The 14,891-nt window shown below is 40.3% G+C and carries 15 protein-coding genes, 3 tRNA genes and 1 other RNA gene; 10 read left to right on the top strand and 9 right to left on the bottom strand.

Features of this window, described 5'->3' with window-relative positions; all coding sequences use genetic code 11:
- The first annotated feature begins 59 nt into the window (after window positions 1–59).
- The 3 genes from EV194_RS12790 to EV194_RS12780 all read left to right on the top strand — a co-directional run bounded on the left by EV194_RS12790 (window position 60) and on the right by EV194_RS12780 (window position 2,192).
- Window positions 60–599: an IS1096 element passenger TnpR family protein gene (locus EV194_RS12790; protein WP_132434430.1), complete on the top strand. Its 540-nt coding sequence runs from the start codon at window positions 60–62 to the stop codon at window positions 597–599.
- A 114-nt stretch (window positions 600–713) separates the two neighbouring features.
- Window positions 714–1,619, top strand: a complete 906-nt coding sequence (gene miaA, locus EV194_RS12785) for a tRNA (adenosine(37)-N6)-dimethylallyltransferase MiaA (protein WP_132434429.1) — start codon at window positions 714–716, stop codon at window positions 1,617–1,619.
- A 123-nt stretch (window positions 1,620–1,742) separates the two neighbouring features.
- Window positions 1,743–2,192 carry an NUDIX domain-containing protein gene (locus EV194_RS12780; RefSeq protein ID WP_132434428.1) on the top strand — a complete coding sequence of 150 codons (450 nt, stop codon included), beginning with the start codon at window positions 1,743–1,745 and terminating at the stop codon, window positions 2,190–2,192.
- Here the strand turns inward: EV194_RS12780 and EV194_RS12775 are convergent.
- From EV194_RS12775 to EV194_RS12765, 3 genes are read right to left on the bottom strand one after another with little or no spacing between them, the layout of a single operon-like run.
- Window positions 2,163–2,891 (bottom strand): class I SAM-dependent methyltransferase, encoded by a 729-nt coding sequence (locus tag EV194_RS12775; RefSeq protein ID WP_132434427.1) that lies wholly within the window; start codon window positions 2,889–2,891, stop codon window positions 2,163–2,165. The genes EV194_RS12780 and EV194_RS12775 overlap by 30 nt on opposite strands.
- 3 nt (window positions 2,892–2,894) lie before the next feature.
- A complete protein-coding gene (locus EV194_RS12770) occupies window positions 2,895–3,875 on the bottom strand; it encodes a glycosyltransferase family 2 protein (protein ID WP_132434426.1) in 981 nt (326 codons plus the stop codon).
- Window positions 3,865–4,407, bottom strand: coding sequence for a DUF4199 domain-containing protein (locus EV194_RS12765; RefSeq protein ID WP_132434425.1), 543 nt, complete (start codon window positions 4,405–4,407; stop codon window positions 3,865–3,867). Before EV194_RS12765 ends, EV194_RS12770 begins: the two co-directional genes overlap by 11 nt.
- A gap of 377 nt (window positions 4,408–4,784) precedes the next feature.
- On the opposite strand from EV194_RS12765, the gene ffs reads away from it, so the two are divergent.
- The 5 genes from ffs (at window position 4,785) to EV194_RS12740 (ending at window position 6,327) form a co-directional block, all read left to right on the top strand.
- Window positions 4,785–4,878, top strand: an RNA gene (gene ffs, locus EV194_RS12760) — signal recognition particle sRNA small type.
- 7 nt (window positions 4,879–4,885) lie between these two features.
- Window positions 4,886–4,959: transfer RNA gene (locus EV194_RS12755), tRNA-Thr, on the top strand.
- Window positions 4,960–5,006: 47 nt separating this feature from the next.
- Window positions 5,007–5,092, top strand: a tRNA-Tyr gene (locus EV194_RS12750).
- A 5-nt stretch (window positions 5,093–5,097) separates the two neighbouring features.
- Window positions 5,098–5,170, top strand: a tRNA-Gly gene (locus EV194_RS12745).
- Between the two features lie 563 nt (window positions 5,171–5,733).
- Complete coding sequence (locus EV194_RS12740) at window positions 5,734–6,327, top strand: YqgE/AlgH family protein (RefSeq protein ID WP_132434424.1); 594 nt, start codon at window positions 5,734–5,736, stop codon at window positions 6,325–6,327.
- On the opposite strand, the gene EV194_RS12735 is transcribed toward EV194_RS12740, so the two are convergent.
- From EV194_RS12735 to EV194_RS12720, 4 genes are read right to left on the bottom strand one after another with little or no spacing between them, the layout of a single operon-like run.
- Window positions 6,328–7,182 (bottom strand): aminotransferase class IV, encoded by an 855-nt coding sequence (locus tag EV194_RS12735; RefSeq protein ID WP_132434423.1) that lies wholly within the window; start codon window positions 7,180–7,182, stop codon window positions 6,328–6,330.
- A gap of 8 nt (window positions 7,183–7,190) precedes the next feature.
- Complete coding sequence (locus EV194_RS12730; RefSeq protein WP_132434422.1) at window positions 7,191–7,808, bottom strand: rhomboid family intramembrane serine protease; 618 nt, start codon at window positions 7,806–7,808, stop codon at window positions 7,191–7,193.
- Window positions 7,808–8,815 carry a DNA polymerase III subunit delta gene (gene holA, locus EV194_RS12725; RefSeq protein ID WP_132434421.1) on the bottom strand — a complete coding sequence of 336 codons (1,008 nt, stop codon included), beginning with the start codon at window positions 8,813–8,815 and terminating at the stop codon, window positions 7,808–7,810. The genes EV194_RS12730 and holA overlap by 1 nt, the downstream gene beginning before the upstream one ends.
- Before the next feature lie 27 nt (window positions 8,816–8,842).
- Window positions 8,843–9,619: an AMP nucleosidase gene (locus EV194_RS12720; RefSeq protein ID WP_132434420.1), complete on the bottom strand. Its 777-nt coding sequence runs from the start codon at window positions 9,617–9,619 to the stop codon at window positions 8,843–8,845.
- Between the two features lie 106 nt (window positions 9,620–9,725).
- Between EV194_RS12720 and EV194_RS12715 the strand changes: the two genes are divergently transcribed.
- Window positions 9,726–10,181 carry a type I restriction enzyme HsdR N-terminal domain-containing protein gene (locus EV194_RS12715; protein WP_132434419.1) on the top strand — a complete coding sequence of 152 codons (456 nt, stop codon included), beginning with the start codon at window positions 9,726–9,728 and terminating at the stop codon, window positions 10,179–10,181.
- Here EV194_RS12715 and EV194_RS12710 read toward each other — a convergent pair whose 3' ends face one another.
- Entirely contained in the window at window positions 10,182–10,709 is a 528-nt protein-coding gene (locus EV194_RS12710; RefSeq protein ID WP_132434418.1) for a GNAT family N-acetyltransferase, read from the bottom strand.
- Complete coding sequence (locus EV194_RS12705; RefSeq protein ID WP_132434417.1) at window positions 10,706–12,304, bottom strand: PD40 domain-containing protein; 1,599 nt, start codon at window positions 12,302–12,304, stop codon at window positions 10,706–10,708. Before EV194_RS12705 ends, EV194_RS12710 begins: the two co-directional genes overlap by 4 nt.
- A 267-nt stretch (window positions 12,305–12,571) precedes the next feature.
- On the opposite strand from EV194_RS12705, the gene EV194_RS12700 reads away from it, so the two are divergent.
- Window positions 12,572–14,644 (top strand): sialate O-acetylesterase, encoded by a 2,073-nt coding sequence (locus EV194_RS12700; RefSeq protein WP_243699411.1) that lies wholly within the window; start codon window positions 12,572–12,574, stop codon window positions 14,642–14,644.
- Window positions 14,645–14,891: the final 247 nt, after the last annotated feature.

Below are 14,891 nucleotides of genomic sequence, written 5' to 3'. Positions count from 1 at the left end.
CGATTTTTTCGCATATTTAATGCAATAATAGTAATTTTGATCTACTCAAAACTAACTTTATGATCTATTTTTTCAGAGCCATAAGCAACGAATCTGATGATTTTATTTTAGATATAGCCATTGACAGTAAATCAACCTTTTTAGATTTGCATCAGTTCATTCAGCAAAAGCTTAATTTTGATCCGGCTCAAATGACCTCCTTCTTTCTTACCGATGAGAATTGGAATAAGGAGCAGGAAATTACGCTGATTGACATGATGGAGGAGGAGGGAACGGTTCTGGTTATGGATAAGGTTCGACTTGAGGATCTGATTACCGATACCAAACAAAGGGTTTTATATGCCTTTGATTTGTTTGCCGAACGGGTGTTGTTTATGGAGCTGACTAATATCGATGGTGGCAATCTGAAAGAACCGGTCTGTACTCGCATGGAAGGAACTCCTCCACCACAGTTTTCCGAAGAAGGCTTTAATTTTGACGATGCCCTGGAAGCTGATGCGTTTTTGTCTGACGACGACATGGACGATATCATCAGGGAGGGAGGCGATTTTCCGGATGATTTATCGGACGAAGATTTCGATCCGGATGAATTTTATTAGGATATAAAATGCATGTTTGCATTTCGTTTTACGAATTAAGAATAGCTCATTAAACTCTATAAATCTAGAACTCTGAATGTTTATTAATCTATTTAAAAAGAGTAAAGGGTAATTATGTCAAAGTTGATGGTGGTTTTAACCGGTCCTACCGGGATTGGAAAAACCAAGGTTTGTATAGAGTTGGCAAAGCAATATAAAAGTGAAATCATTTCCGCAGATTCCCGTCAGATTTTCAGAGAAATTCCCATAGGAACAGCTGCTCCGGGAAAAGAGGAGCAGACTCTTGTTCCGCATCACCTGATAGGGTTTAAGTCGATTTTCGATTATTACAGTGCTTTTGAATTTGAACAGGATGCATTAAAAATTGCCATGGAGCTTTTTAAAAAGCACCACGTGCTTTTTATGGTGGGAGGCTCCATGATGTACATTGATGCTTTTTGTAATGGTATTGATGAATTACCTACTGTTGATTCGGATTTACGACAGGAGTTGCAGGAAAAGCTCAATGTCGAGGGCATCGAGTCTATCAGACAGCAATTAAAAATTTTGGATCCTGATTTTTACCATCAGGTTGATCTTAAAAACCCCAAAAGGGTGGTTCATGCTGTTGAAATTTGCCTGATGACCGGTAAGCCTTACTCTTCATTACGTACTGCTCCAAAAAAGAAGCGTCCGTTTTCAATTTTGAAAGTTGGCTTAAATATGGATCGATCAGAGCTTTATGGCCGCATAAATTCGCGTGTGTTGCAGATGGTTGATGACGGTTTGCTTCAGGAGGCCAAAGCGTTGATTGATCACCAGCATTTGAACGCTCTAAATACCGTTGGATATAAGGAGCTTTTTGCTTCGTTTAACGGAGAGCACTCTATTGAAAAAGCCATAGAACTGATACAACGCAATTCGCGACACTACGCCAAGAAACAACTCTCATGGTTTCGGCGCGATGCAGAGATGCACTGGTTTCATCCGGGTGAAATCAATGAGATTATCAGGTTGATTGATGAAAATATCCCCCTTTGAAAAAAATGTGTTTTGGTTCTTAAAAACAATTATATTTGTATTGAAGCCGATGCCGGATAATTATTAATCTTTCTTACGGTTTACAAACAAAATCCCCGGCATTGGCTTTTTAATTCTGTTTTCGTGAAGCAAAATTTTACAATACGTGTTTATGGCATCTGCATTCGAAATGGGAATGTTCTGTTGTCTGATGAGATTTTTAAAGACATCAGGATGACCAAGTTTCCGGGAGGTGGACTCAAATTTGGAGAGGGAACCAAAGCCTGTTTGCAGCGGGAAATCAATGAGGAATTCGGCCTTGAGGCCGATATTCTTGAACACTTTTATACTACAGATTATTTTCAACCGGCAAAATTCTTTGAAAACACCCAGCTTATCAGCATCTACTATAAAATGGAAATCCCCGGGTTGCCGGAATTGCCGGTTCGCTCCGAGCCTTTTGTTGCCAACAATGCATCACCCCAAATATTGAGATGGATGCCTCTGAAAGATTTGGATAAAAATCATCTGACCTTTGCCATTGACCAAAAGATTGCCGGAATTTTAACAGGTAACGTGAGCAACCAAATGTAGCGACTGCTGACGGAGCGGACTCCCGTCGAAACCCCCATAATACTTTGCCGTTAAAAAGCCAGCTTCGTTAAGCAACTTGTTTAGCAATTCTTGTCGAAGCGGATATAGCGGAATGCTATTAATGATGGTGCTTTTGGTCTCTTTTATTGTCAATATGGTTTTGAAATTAATCAGTTCATCCTGTTCCCGGAGTTCGTATCTGCGGTCGAATTTAATATGATCGTTTTCAATTAACGGGAGGCTTTCAATGCCAAAATCAAGAATGTAGTCATAATTGATAATTTGAAGAATGAGATTCCCTCCCGGCTTCAAAACCTGAATACACTGATTGAAAAAGGAGAGCATGTCTTTGGGTTTCTGAAGATGCACAAGGGTGTTTCCAATACAACTGATGGCGTCCAGCGAAAATGATTCTACAATTGAACCGGTTTTCAGCATGTTACCCTGAATGTATTCAATATTAGGGCATGATGAGCTCTTTTTTCTGGCTACATTAAGCAATTCTTCGTCCAGATCAACTCCGATGACCTTTTGAGCATTGGCAGCCATGCCAATACAAAGATTACCGGTTGCGCATCCTATTTCAGCAATATGTTTGTCTGATAACCCATTTACGGCATTTTCAATAAACTTAACCTGTGCCGGCGAACCGGGAAAAATATGGTCATACCACTTTGCTATGCTTTGATAAAACTGCATCTTTTAATCCGATGTTTTTTGTTTAATTTGGTATTCATTTCTGTCTGGTCGCATTCTGCTTACAAGCTCAGCAATAAACCCGGTCATGAACAGTTGTGTTCCGAGAATCATGGAGGTAAGGCTGATATAAAAGTAAGGACTGTCAGTTACTCGTGGCGCCTCCACGTTGAAATAAACAAACCAGAGTTTTCTTATCCCAAGCCAAAGAGCAGAGAAAAATCCCACCGTAAAAGTTACTGTTCCAAGACTTCCGAACAGGTGCATGGGGCGGTCGCCAAATTTTGAGATAAACATTAACGACAATAAATCCAGAAAGCCCTTGATAAACCTTTCAATTCCAAATTTGGTAACGCCATATTTTCTCTCCCTGTGTAAAACTACTTTCTCTTCAATTCTTGAAAAGCCTGCTCTTTTCGCGAGTATAGGAATGTAACGATGCATCTCTCCATAAACTTCGATGTTTTTAATCACATTGCCATGGTAAGCTTTGAGTCCGCAATTAAAATCATGCAGTTTAATGCCGGATACCATTCGCGCAGTGTAGTTAAATAATTTGCTGGGGATGGTTTTTCCCAATGGATCGTAGCGCTTTTTCTTCCATCCGCTTACCAGGTGGAAATCATTCTCTTTTATTAATTTGTAGAGTTCGGGTATTTCATCTGGATTGTCCTGTAGGTCTGCATCCATGGTAATTACCACTTCTCCGGCTGCTTCTCTGAAACCGCAGTTGAGTGCGGCCGATTTTCCATAGTTACGGCGAAAAGAGATGCCCTTTAGATGACTGTAGTCTTTTGTCAACTCCTGTATGACCGCCCATGATCGGTCACTGCTTCCATCATCAATCAAAATGATTTCGAAGGCATCTACCAATGATTTACAAACACGATCTACCCATATAACCAGCTCCGGCAATGACTCCTCCTCATTAAAAAGCGGAACAACTATTGAAAGTTCTTTTGAAAATTTTATTTCGTTATTGTACATCTTGCATTGCTTCTTGAAAAGGATCGCCCTTACGTTTTATAAAAATGGAGGTGATTAAAGAAACCAAAAAACCGGCAACAATTCCGTTTATTATGGATGATATAAACATTGTCCATGCATTTGCTCCCCTTTCAATATTTTCACGCATCGATTCCACATAGGATTCAGAAAACCCTGTTGCCAGCAAAGTTTCCTCGGATTGAGCTATGATTACATCTTTTAAACCAGGATCAAAAACCTGTAACATCAAAAAATAGAAGAAACCTGTAATTATGCCTGAATACATTGAAATCTTCACCCCAAAACCAAGACCCTTACCGTAACTAATCAACCCGTTGAGTATTTCATCACGGTATTTTTTAGAGTACAGATAAATCAGTACACCGTATATAATCCAGCTAAGATTTAATAATGGAGAGGAAAACAAATCTCCGCTAACATATGTGATTATAAGCAATACAGTTTGTGCGGCTCCAAGCTTGGCTCCACTGGATAAGACGAATTGTGTTTTTTGTAGCTTGTTGTTTGTCATGAGTTTTGTAAGCTTATTATTCTTTTGTATTGTTTATACCTAAATCTATCTAAAATAAAGTATTCGCTAAAATACACATTTAAGCCGATTATTTAATGTCATTGAAGTTACTTTTTAAAAAGCGATTTCAGGGGAATTTATTTATTAAACCCTGAAATCATTCGGTTTCTAATCCGTTTTGATATAAATAAGTGGAAACAAAAATCAGTGAGAAAACTTTTGCGAACTAATTCTCAGATTTTCGTTTAGTCATTGATTGTTTTTTTGTTCCTATAAATTGTTGACTTCTCGTAACATCCGTTGAAGAGATGAAAAAAAGCGAAAAAAAAAGTGCCAAAGTCCTTGCCATAATAGTAATATTTTCTACTTTTGTCGCCGGGTAAGTCCTGTACGACCAGCTCCTGCTGAACTCCCCCAGGGCCTGACGGCAGCAAGGGTAGGCGGTCGAAGCGGTGCGATGCAGGTAGCTTACCCACCTGCCAATGTAGCTCAGTTGGCCAGAGCAGCTGATTTGTAATCAGCGGGTCGGGGGTTCGAATCCCTCCATTGGCTCAGAAAGGAACAAAACAATGGTTTTGTTTTAATTAAAAAGATTGTTTGGGGGGATACCAAAGTGGCCAACTGGGGCAGACTGTAACTCTGTTGTCTTACGACTTCGGAGGTTCGAATCCTCCTCCCCCCACCAACAATGCGGGAATAGCTCAGTTGATAGAGCATTAGCCTTCCAAGCTAAGGGTCGCGGGTTTGAGTCCCGTTTCCCGCTCAATTTAAGCCTGATAGTTAAAACTATCAGGCTTTTTTTGAATCAATCCCAAAAGTTTGGAGATTAAGTGGATCACTACCAAAAGTTGGGTCTAAGCATTGATTTTACACAATCTATTGAGGAAGATCGGATCATATCCAAACAATGGTTTGTCCCCATCTCTCTTATTCTTAATTAATTCTGTTAAAATGTCAATTTGTTATTGCCATTTCTATTTATCTCTTGTAAATTGAAAATATATATCAAATAGTTAAACAATTATGATGTGTCGTATCTTTAACATACAGGGAATCACTGTAAGTAATAAGATGCAAACATGTCTGGTGTTTTAATGACTGATAAGTTCTACTAGTGTTGGTTTTTAATTACGCATCTGTTTTTATTGCTTTAACTTTTGGAATATTAAAATGTAAGGAGCTCTAATTATTAAAATTATTTAAAACATTTTTGATAGATATATATTTTTTCTATCTTAAATGTATGAACCGATTCCTTGAAGGTCAAATAGGAGAAGATATTTGGGTTTCAAACTGAGAGTAAGGATAACAAAAGCAAGGAGAAAGATGAGGAATATAGACTTAAATATTTTTCAGGCAACCAATTCAAAACTGCATCCCGAAAAAGGTCGCATTCTGATTGCTGAGCCTTTTTTGCAAGGACCTTACTTTGCGCGTTCAATTATTCTTATAACCGAACATAGTGAGGAGGGGACTGTTGGATTTGTTATCAATAAATCTACAGATGTATATCCCGATGAGGTTATTGACGATCTGTTTAATTTCAGTGGTGAGTTGTTTATAGGAGGCCCTGTTTCCTCAAATACACTGCATTATCTTCACACTTTAGGAGATCTTGTACCGGGTTCCATAAAAATAACCCCTTCCATATATTGGGGAGGCGATTTTGAACAAATTAAAAAGTTAATTAATAAGGGTATGGCAACAAACGAGTCGGTGAGGTTTTTTGCCGGCTATTCAGGATGGTCTCCCGGACAACTTGAACATGAGATTTCAGAGAAATCATGGATTGTATCCACCCTGGATGACAAGCAGATTATGGTGCCCGATACGTCCAATATCTGGAAAGAAACCATGGAAAATCTGGGTGATGTTTACCGCACCTGGTCTAATTTTCCTTCCAATCCCGCTTTTAACTAATCATTTGAGATTCCCTGAAATGGTTTTGTAGAGTAGTAGAGCCGTTCTTGTATAGTAACGCCGCTCTCTGAATCCTGCAACCCATCTTATTCCGTTAATTGAATTGGTGAGAAACAGTTCATCGGCATCCAGAAGTTCATCCTCTGTGGCTCCTGTCGTTTGAATGGACTTTATTTTGTTGGTCTCTGCCGCATCCAGAACTTGTTTCCTGAAAATTCCTTCTATGCAACCCGTTGATATTAAAGGCGTGAAAAGCACCCCATTTTTCACCCAAAAAAGATTGGAACTGATGGACTCAATGATTTTCCCATTTCCATTGATAATGAGAGAATCGTCTGTCCCATTCTCTTTGTTGTAAATGCCTGCCAGAATATAAACATGGCACCCAATGGTTTTAAAAGCGGAAACAGGGGAGGGAAGTTTTGGAAAATCCCTGTACAGATCAATAAAAATCCCCTTCTCGGCGAATTGATACCCGGTTTGCTTCATGTCTGCAGCCTCAATAATCCACGATGCTGTAAGGTTTTGCGGCGTGTATAGCCCGCCATCTTTTCTGAAAACTGTAATTCGTATGCGACTGTCGTAAAACAACCTGTTTTTTACTACCAGGTTTTGGATGGATGACTTCAGTTCAGAAGATGATGGAAATCCTCTTAGTGAGAATTTTAGCACGCTCATTCCCTGTATTAATCTGCTGTAGTGATTGCTCCAGAATAGTGGTTCCCCTTTTTGAAACCGAACGGTTTCAAAAAGTCCGTCGCCATAACGGAATGCTCGATTTTGCGATGTAAAAATTGGCGCATCCTGAAGTTGAAGTACGCCATTTACAACCAGATATTTTTTTTCTGTTATCATTTATATGATTACATAAAAGAGGTCAGTCGTTCAATAAAATGTAGAAACAATTTTGGTTCGTAAAACAGCGGGAAAATAAAACCATAAACGGCTCCCCAAAAATGAGCATCATGCCCTATGTTGTCAACCTGTTTTCTTGCCATGTGCGCAGAATACCAAAGGTACAATGCACCAAAAATAATTCCCGGAATTCTGATGAACCCAAACAGATAAACCGGATTGTAAGGGTCGAAAAAAATGGAGACGAAAACCACCGCCGATACAGCCCCCGAAGCCCCTACAGCGTTATATTGGGGATTGTCCTTATGTTTTATGAGCGAGTAAAAACTGGAAAACGCCAGCGCAGAGAAAAACAGAATCAAGAACCGGATTACAGTCATTCCCGGCAGATAATGTTCAAAGTAGAATAAAACCGCTGTGCCAAACGACCAGAGGACAAACATATTTATGAAAAGGTGAATCCAGTCGCCATGCAAAAACCCGTGTGAAAACAACCTCAAATATTGCTTTCGGTGAACAATGCTCCATGCATTAAACTGAAAACGCGACATTAATTCCGGCCTGTTAAAGGCCAGAAAACTTACAACGCAAATGGCTATGATGAGAATAATATGTACTGAAAGCATTAATGTAAAATTTTATAAATCATTTCTTTTAGCAAATCCTCATGCGAGGTACTGGTGTTTCCAAATCCTTTCGATTTCATGTCATACTCCCTTAAAACGGATATGATTTGTGCCACTTTTACACCGGAGTAATTTCTCGCTCCGTTTTGGTAATCGGTTACGAAAAACGGATTAATCTTTAACTCCGAAGCCACCACTTGTCTGTTTTTGTCTTTCAGGTAATGGTAGGCCAGCAACTTTTGAAAATAGTTGAAAAGGATAGCGGTAATGGCCGGTACCGGGTAATCCTTTGGATTGGCTCCAAAGGCCTTAATAATCCGGTTGGCTTTTGATACATCTTTTGCTATTATTGCTTTCTGAAGTTCAAAAGGATTGTACTCTTTACTGATGCCAATGTTTTTGGCCACATGGTCGGAAGTGATGTGGGTATTTCCCGGTCCCATGGCCACAATGAGTTTATCAACAGCAAGAACAACCTTTTCCAGTTCCAGTCCCAAAAACTCAATAAGCATCGCCGATGCTTTTGGTTCAATGGTTAATCCTCTTTCTTTCAGATAGCTGTTCACCCATTGCCCCATCTGGTTGTCGTACAATTTAACCGATTCAAAAACCACTAAAGACTTACTCTTTTTTAAAGCTGCTGAGAGTTTTGATCGGCCGTCAAGCTTTTTGTATTTGTAATTAAGAACCAGTACTGTGGAGTTTAAAGGCGCTTTGACATAACTTTCCAGCGTGTCAATTTTATCCAGATTTTGAGCTTCGCGCACGATGATGACCTGGCGGGGTGCTCCCATGGGAAACCGCCTGGCAGTGTGAATGAGGTTTACAACATCGGTGTCTTTGCCGTAAACAACGGTCTCATTAAAAGCTTTTTCTTCCTCTTTTAATGCATGTTTCTGTATGGTTTCTGATATTTTATCGATAAAGAAAGGCTCTTCTCCGTGCAGAAGATATACAGGAGCAAAATCCCCGTTCTTTACTTTGTTGATGATTTCTTCAAACTTCATAAGATGTTATATGCGGTGTCTGTCGTTTTAACTGTCAAACTTCAGATGTTTTACCGATCTCCCGTTATTGATGATTTCCTGAAGTGCCTCAACTCCAATTTTTATGTGGTCGTCTACAAAATCGCGCGTTACCATTTGGTCGCTTTCAGCGGTTTTAATTCCTGTTGAGATCATCGGCTGATCAGATACCAGCAATAAGGCTCCGGAAGGGATGGAGTTTGCAAATCCTACTGTGAAAATGGTGGCAGTTTCCATATCAATGGCTAAAGCACGAGTTTTGGTGAGATATTTTTTAAATCGCTGATCGTATTCCCACACTCTTTTGTTGGTGGTAAAAACTGTGCCGGTAAAGTAGTCGCGTCCTTTATCGCGAATGGCTGATGAAACGGCTCTTTGCAAACTAAATGCAGGGAGTGCCGGAACTTCTGGCGGCAGGTAATCATCAGATGTTCCATCGCTGCGTATGGCAGCGATGGGTAGAATCAGATCTCCCAATTTGTTTATATTTTTAAGTCCACCGCATTTTCCCAGAAAAAGTACTGCTTTGGGATCAATGGCGCTCAACAGATCCATGATGGTTGCAGCGTTGGGACTTCCCATACCAAAATTTATGATGGTAATGCCATTGGCACTGGCATTTGGCATATTATGTCCTTCTCCCATAATTGGTACGTTGTACCATTTAGAAAAACGTTCCACGTAATTGGAGAAGTTTGTCAGCAAAATATAGTCGGTAAACTGATCAAGAGGTCTTCCGGTGTAACGTGGAAGCCAATTGTCAACAATCTCTTTTTTTGTTCTCATTTTTTATCGTTTTTTTCAAAACCTCATTTTCAATATTCCCATTTTGTGAGCACACTAAGATAAATGATTTTGCTGATTTTATTGTAATTTTGAGGAAATTTGAAACATGCAAAAATTAAATCTACCACCCATTGAGGCCAAAATTACTGCCGATGGTAATCGTCAACGGATTTTCGATATCATTCGCAAAAAATATGTGGTTTTGACACCTGAGGAGTGGGTGCGGCAACATTTTGTTCACTATTTATTAAGCCTGGAGTATAGCGCTTCGTTAATGGCTGTGGAAAAGTTGGTGGTGGTAAATGAGTTAAAACAACGTGCTGACGTTGTTGTTTACAACAAAAAGCGAACTCCGGTGATGATTGTTGAATGCAAATCACCTACGGTGCCATTAACCAATGATACATTGGCGCAAGCGGCACGATATAACATTCGCCTGGGTGTTTCTTATCTGGTTATCACCAATGGGTTAAATCATTACTGCATAAAAATCGACCGGGAAAGCGGTAAAGCTGAAGTGCTTGATGCTTTGCCTCCAATTGCCGAAGTTGAAAATGTATGATTATTTTTTATCATTAATTAACTGAAACATCGCCTCGTCTTCCCAGCCTTTCATGGTTTTAATCCACGCCTTTTTAATGCCGATTTTTTGAAACCCGTTTTTTGTAAAAAGTTCGATACTGGGTTGGTTGGTAACGGCAATGTTACAGTATAACTGATGTATTCCCAAATGATTAAAGCAATAATCAGTAAACAGTTTCAAGCCATTTGAAGCATAACCTTTTCCTCTGTACGCTTGATGAATCATAATCCCAACCCCCGCCCGGTTATGATAGGGGTCGAAATCAAAGAGGTCGATCATTCCAATGGTTGATCTATTTTGTTCAGCCAAATCAATCATCAATCTGAGCTGCTTGGTCTGGTAAAGATCCAAAGAACTGGATTCAATGTATTTTTTTAATTGATATTTACTAAAAGGGACAAGAGTATTCCCTGCCTGCCATATTTCCATGTTGTTTTCCCACTGATAGAGAATATCAATGTCTTCGGGTTCTATTGCTCGTAAAATCAACTCCTCGTTTTTAATCATTCTTTGGATGCTTCAGATGATTTTTGCAACGTGATGGGTTGAACATAGAATGCGCGATTCCGTGTTCCGTAAACATCCCGTAACGGGATGTTTACTTCGTTCATATGGGTTTTAAATCCTTCAAGTGCTATCTCCAGTCTGTATCTTCTGCCCGCCGGCAGCACTGCAACAAATTTTCCCGATAGCGAATTTGGCCTGTAAACACCTTGTATCATATTCGTTTCCACATCATAGATTCTAACAATACAATCTATTGCCGGTTTGTCTCCGGATGTGAAGATGTGGCTTGCCAAAACTGCCAAGGATCTTTCATCGTCAGCCGGAAAGGATATCAGGTAAATATCGGTAGCACCCATTCCATCGGGTTGACGTGAAGAGTAATAGACTCTCTGTCCGTCCGGAGTTGGGATGTAGAACAGATCGTCGTCAGGTGTGTTGATTGGATACCCAAGGTTTTCAGCTTTGCCCCATTCCCCTTTTTCATTTAACGTGCTTCGGAAAATATCAAACCCTCCCATGGAATTATGTCCTTCTGATGAGAAATAGAGTGTTTGGCCATCAGCATGAATATGGGGACTCTCTTCATCATAGGGAGTGTTGACGTTTGGTCCTGCATTAATTGGTTCGCCCCAGTTTCCATCAGGCAAACGGTGTGATATGTATATGTCTTTTCCACCAAAGCCTCCGGGGCGGTCGCTTACAAAATAGATGGTGTTTCCATCGGGGGATAAACTGGCATGTGTCTCATTAAACTGACTGTTTATGGGTAAAGGGAATGGTTCTGGTTCTCCCCACTCTCCAAAACGAAACCTGGTTTGGTAGAGATTTCCAATCATTCCGTCGTTTTGGAAAAAGATCAGTGTTTGTCCGTCGGCACTTAAACTTGCCGTGGCTCTGTTTCCAAAATAGAGGCCGGGTAATTCGAGTCTTTCAGCAGATGTCCAGGCTCCATTTCTCCAATAGGAGACGTAAATTCCTTCAAAATATCTGCCATCCTGATCTTCCATATCCTGTTGGGGACGGTTAGAAGTGAAAAAAATAGAAGATTCATCAAGCGATACCACCGGACTGTGTTCGTCAAAAGGTGTGTTGATGGCACGACCAAGTGTGGTTATGTCAAAATTTACAGGATTTTTGATCAACTCGATGGCGTTTATACTATAATTTCGTTCCCTATTTATGGCATCAATGATTTCACTTTGTGAGGAACGGACGTTTTCAAGCAAATAATCATAAATCTTTATAGCATCATCAAACCGATACAGCAAGTGATAAGCCTGGCCGAGATAAAATCTTGACTCAATGGCTTGCTGCGAAGACCTGCGCTCGAATGGAGAATTCTGTTTAGCAGTTGTAAGCAATTCCATGGCGGTTTCGGCTCCTCCGGGGACATTTAAATAGGCTATGCCTGCCACCAGGTATACCTCGTCTGGTACACTTTCGCCTCTAAAAAGAGGCTGAAGCAGTTCAATGGCGTCGAGATAACGTTCCGCATCAATATGGTTGCGTGCCTGGCGTATGGTACGGCTTTGTCCGTCTAATTGAATATAGCCTGCTGAAAGAAGCAGGATGATGACTATAATTTTTCGTATCATAAAGGAATTAGGTTGTTTTATTAGAATTGATGCTTAAATTTACAAAATATTGTTTCTACAAAACAACTAATTCTTGTCGAAAGTTTACGAATGGCTTTATCTGGTTGATGAAACACATGAATTGGGATAGATTTTGATTCTTTGTGATGTTGCGAATATTTAACCACGAAAGTGGTTAAATATGAGAATTGAAAAACTGTGACCGCATTTCATGATTGATAATCATATTTTTTGTATTTAACCTGCATTATTAATTAACTACACCTCATGAGAAAAATATCATTAAAAAATCGAATGAATCATTTCAGATTACTTCGTCGGACTTTTGTCCTGATTTTTTCATTGTTTGTTATGTATTCTTGCAAAACCGATTCAGAACTGAAACTTCCGTCTGTTTTTTCTAACAACATGGTGCTGCAGCAAAATATTGATGCTGCCATTTGGGGATACGCAAAAAGTGGAACTGAAATTACTGTTAGCTCTCAATGGGGAGCTGTCTCAAAGGCCAAGGCGGGAGAGGATGGTAAATGGATGGTTGAATTGCCTACAGTCGAAGCGGGAGGTCCTTATTTTATTGATGTTGAGGCCGGAGAAACGAAAATACGTATTGAAAACGTGTTGTTGGGAGAGGTTTGGTTGGCTTCCGGACAATCAAATATGGAGATGCCTTTGCGAGGCTGGCCTCCACTGGAGCCAATCTATGGATCTGATGAGGCAATTGCCACATCTGATTATCCAGGAATCAGAATGTTTACGGTGGCAAGAAATGTGAGTTCAACCATATTAAATGATGTTGAAGGTGAGTGGATGGTCTCCTCGCCCGAAACGGCTGGTGGGTTCAGTGCCACGGCTTACTTTTTTGCACGAAAAGTTCATGCCGAAACAGGAGTGCCGGTAGGAATCATACACAGCAGTTGGGGAGGTACGCCTGCTGAATCATGGATAAGTGGTAAAACATTGCGCGTTGACAGAGACTTTACTGAACGTGTGGAAATGTTGCAGCAGGCAAAAGAGGAGGAACAGGAGTATAACATGTGGTTGCAAGGTTTCCCTGAGAAAAGTATTGCGATGACCGGCAATTTGGATCCATTAGTAGGTATTGATTTATATGATGATTATGGATCATCTCCTGATACCGATTTGAGTGATTGGTCTGCCATAAATTTGCCTGCTTTGATTGAAGATACGGAGATCGGAGATTTTGACGGAGTCATCTGGTTTAGAAAGAAGATTGAGATTCCTGAATCGTGGATAGGAAAAAATCTGGTACTAAGCCTGGGGCCAATTGACGATCGGGATGTTACCTGGGTTAATGGAAACAGGGTAGGAGGAATGGAAGAAGATGGTCTGTATCAGGTTGAACGCATTTATAATGTTCCATCTGAATATGTCACCGATCGGGATTTTCTCATTGCTGTGCGCGTTATTGATACACAGGGCGGCGGCGGAATCTACGGAAAAGAGGAGCAGTTGAAACTCTTCCCTGAAGGAGAGATTGAGAGGGCCATAAGTCTGGCAGGGGAGTGGAATTATAAACTGGTAGGGGAGATTCAGGGTCTGAGTCTGTATCTTTTTGATCCTGCGAAAGATGTATTAGCAAATCGTCCGGAGAGAACCTTGGTTTTAAATTCTCATACCCCCACTGTTTTATATAATGCCATGATTGCACCGCTGGTTCCCTATGGTTTAAAAGGAGTTATTTGGTATCAGGGAGAAACCAACGTAGGAAGGGCGAATCAGTATATGCGTTTAAAATCCATGTTGATAACTGATTGGAGAAATCATTTTAAAAATGATGAGCTTTCCTTCTATTATGTGCAGTTGGCTCCATGGCATTATAATGATGTTGATGGCGTCGCATCAGCCAACTTGCGAGAAGCTCAGAGACGTATGCAATTTATTCCTCATACCGGGATGATTTCAACATTGGATATTGGTGATTTGGAATCTATCCATCCAGGTAATAAAAAGGATGTAGGTGAACGGTTGGCACGATGGGCTTTAGTTAAGAATTATGGAAAAAATATACCGTTAACCGGACCCGAACCTGCTAATTTTTCCGTTGTGAACGGAAAAATTGAACTGGAACTCAGCCATGCTGAAAATGGCTTGTTCCTATCTGAGGAGAATTGTGGTCAGTTTGAGGTTTCGGGTGTTGATGGTGTTTTTTATCCGGCTACTGTTGCCATTAAAAACAATCTGTTGGTTGTTGAGTCGTCACAGGTGAGTGAGCCTGTAAATGTAAGGTATGGATATAGAAATGGAGCCAAAGCATCGCTGTTTAATGGTGATATGCTGCCGGCGCCTTCTTTTTCAACAGAGGATGAAATTGAAAATTAAAAATGGTATTTTGATCCATTCAGGTGGTTGATTTCAAACTGCTATTCATTTTGTTTGGTGAAATGGTTAATATTTTAAATCACTGCAGACCGACTAATTTGACATAGATTTTTCGTTCTGCTCGAAATGACAAAACTTTCAGGAGGGCAAGACGAGAGAGGGGGTGATGGAGGCGAAGCCGCCATTACCCCCTCTTTTCATACAACGTAACAGCCTGTCATTTCGAGCGAAGTGATAAATCTAATAC

The sequence above is a fragment of the Natronoflexus pectinivorans genome (assembly GCF_004345615.1).
GTDB lineage: Bacteria > Bacteroidota > Bacteroidia > Bacteroidales > Marinilabiliaceae > Natronoflexus > Natronoflexus pectinivorans.
Note: the sequence above shows the minus strand (reverse complement) of the source record. Positions and strands in the feature narration are given on the sequence as shown.

What these genes read in the sequence shown, in the direction of transcription:
- EV194_RS12770 (WP_132434426.1), bottom strand. Translation starts at nt 3,875, where the DNA reads ATGTACAATAACGAAATAAAATTTTCAAAAGAACTTTCAATAGTTGTT.
- EV194_RS12740 (WP_132434424.1), top strand. Translation starts at nt 5,734, where the DNA reads ATGAGGAATATAGACTTAAATATTTTTCAGGCAACCAATTCAAAACTG.
- EV194_RS12730 (WP_132434422.1), bottom strand. Translation starts at nt 7,808, where the DNA reads ATGCTTTCAGTACATATTATTCTCATCATAGCCATTTGCGTTGTAAGT.
- EV194_RS12710 (WP_132434418.1), bottom strand. Translation starts at nt 10,709, where the DNA reads ATGATTAAAAACGAGGAGTTGATTTTACGAGCAATAGAACCCGAAGAC.
- EV194_RS12715 (WP_132434419.1), top strand. Translation starts at nt 9,726, where the DNA reads ATGCAAAAATTAAATCTACCACCCATTGAGGCCAAAATTACTGCCGAT.
- EV194_RS12705 (WP_132434417.1), bottom strand. Translation starts at nt 12,304, where the DNA reads ATGATACGAAAAATTATAGTCATCATCCTGCTTCTTTCAGCAGGCTAT.
- EV194_RS12775 (WP_132434427.1), bottom strand. Translation starts at nt 2,891, where the DNA reads ATGCAGTTTTATCAAAGCATAGCAAAGTGGTATGACCATATTTTTCCC.
- miaA (WP_132434429.1), top strand. Translation starts at nt 714, where the DNA reads ATGTCAAAGTTGATGGTGGTTTTAACCGGTCCTACCGGGATTGGAAAA.
- EV194_RS12735 (WP_132434423.1), bottom strand. Translation starts at nt 7,182, where the DNA reads ATGATAACAGAAAAAAAATATCTGGTTGTAAATGGCGTACTTCAACTT.
- EV194_RS12700 (WP_243699411.1), top strand. Translation starts at nt 12,572, where the DNA reads ATGAGAAAAATATCATTAAAAAATCGAATGAATCATTTCAGATTACTT.
- EV194_RS12790 (WP_132434430.1), top strand. Translation starts at nt 60, where the DNA reads ATGATCTATTTTTTCAGAGCCATAAGCAACGAATCTGATGATTTTATT.
- holA (WP_132434421.1), bottom strand. Translation starts at nt 8,815, where the DNA reads ATGAAGTTTGAAGAAATCATCAACAAAGTAAAGAACGGGGATTTTGCT.
- EV194_RS12720 (WP_132434420.1), bottom strand. Translation starts at nt 9,619, where the DNA reads ATGAGAACAAAAAAAGAGATTGTTGACAATTGGCTTCCACGTTACACC.
- EV194_RS12765 (WP_132434425.1), bottom strand. Translation starts at nt 4,407, where the DNA reads ATGACAAACAACAAGCTACAAAAAACACAATTCGTCTTATCCAGTGGA.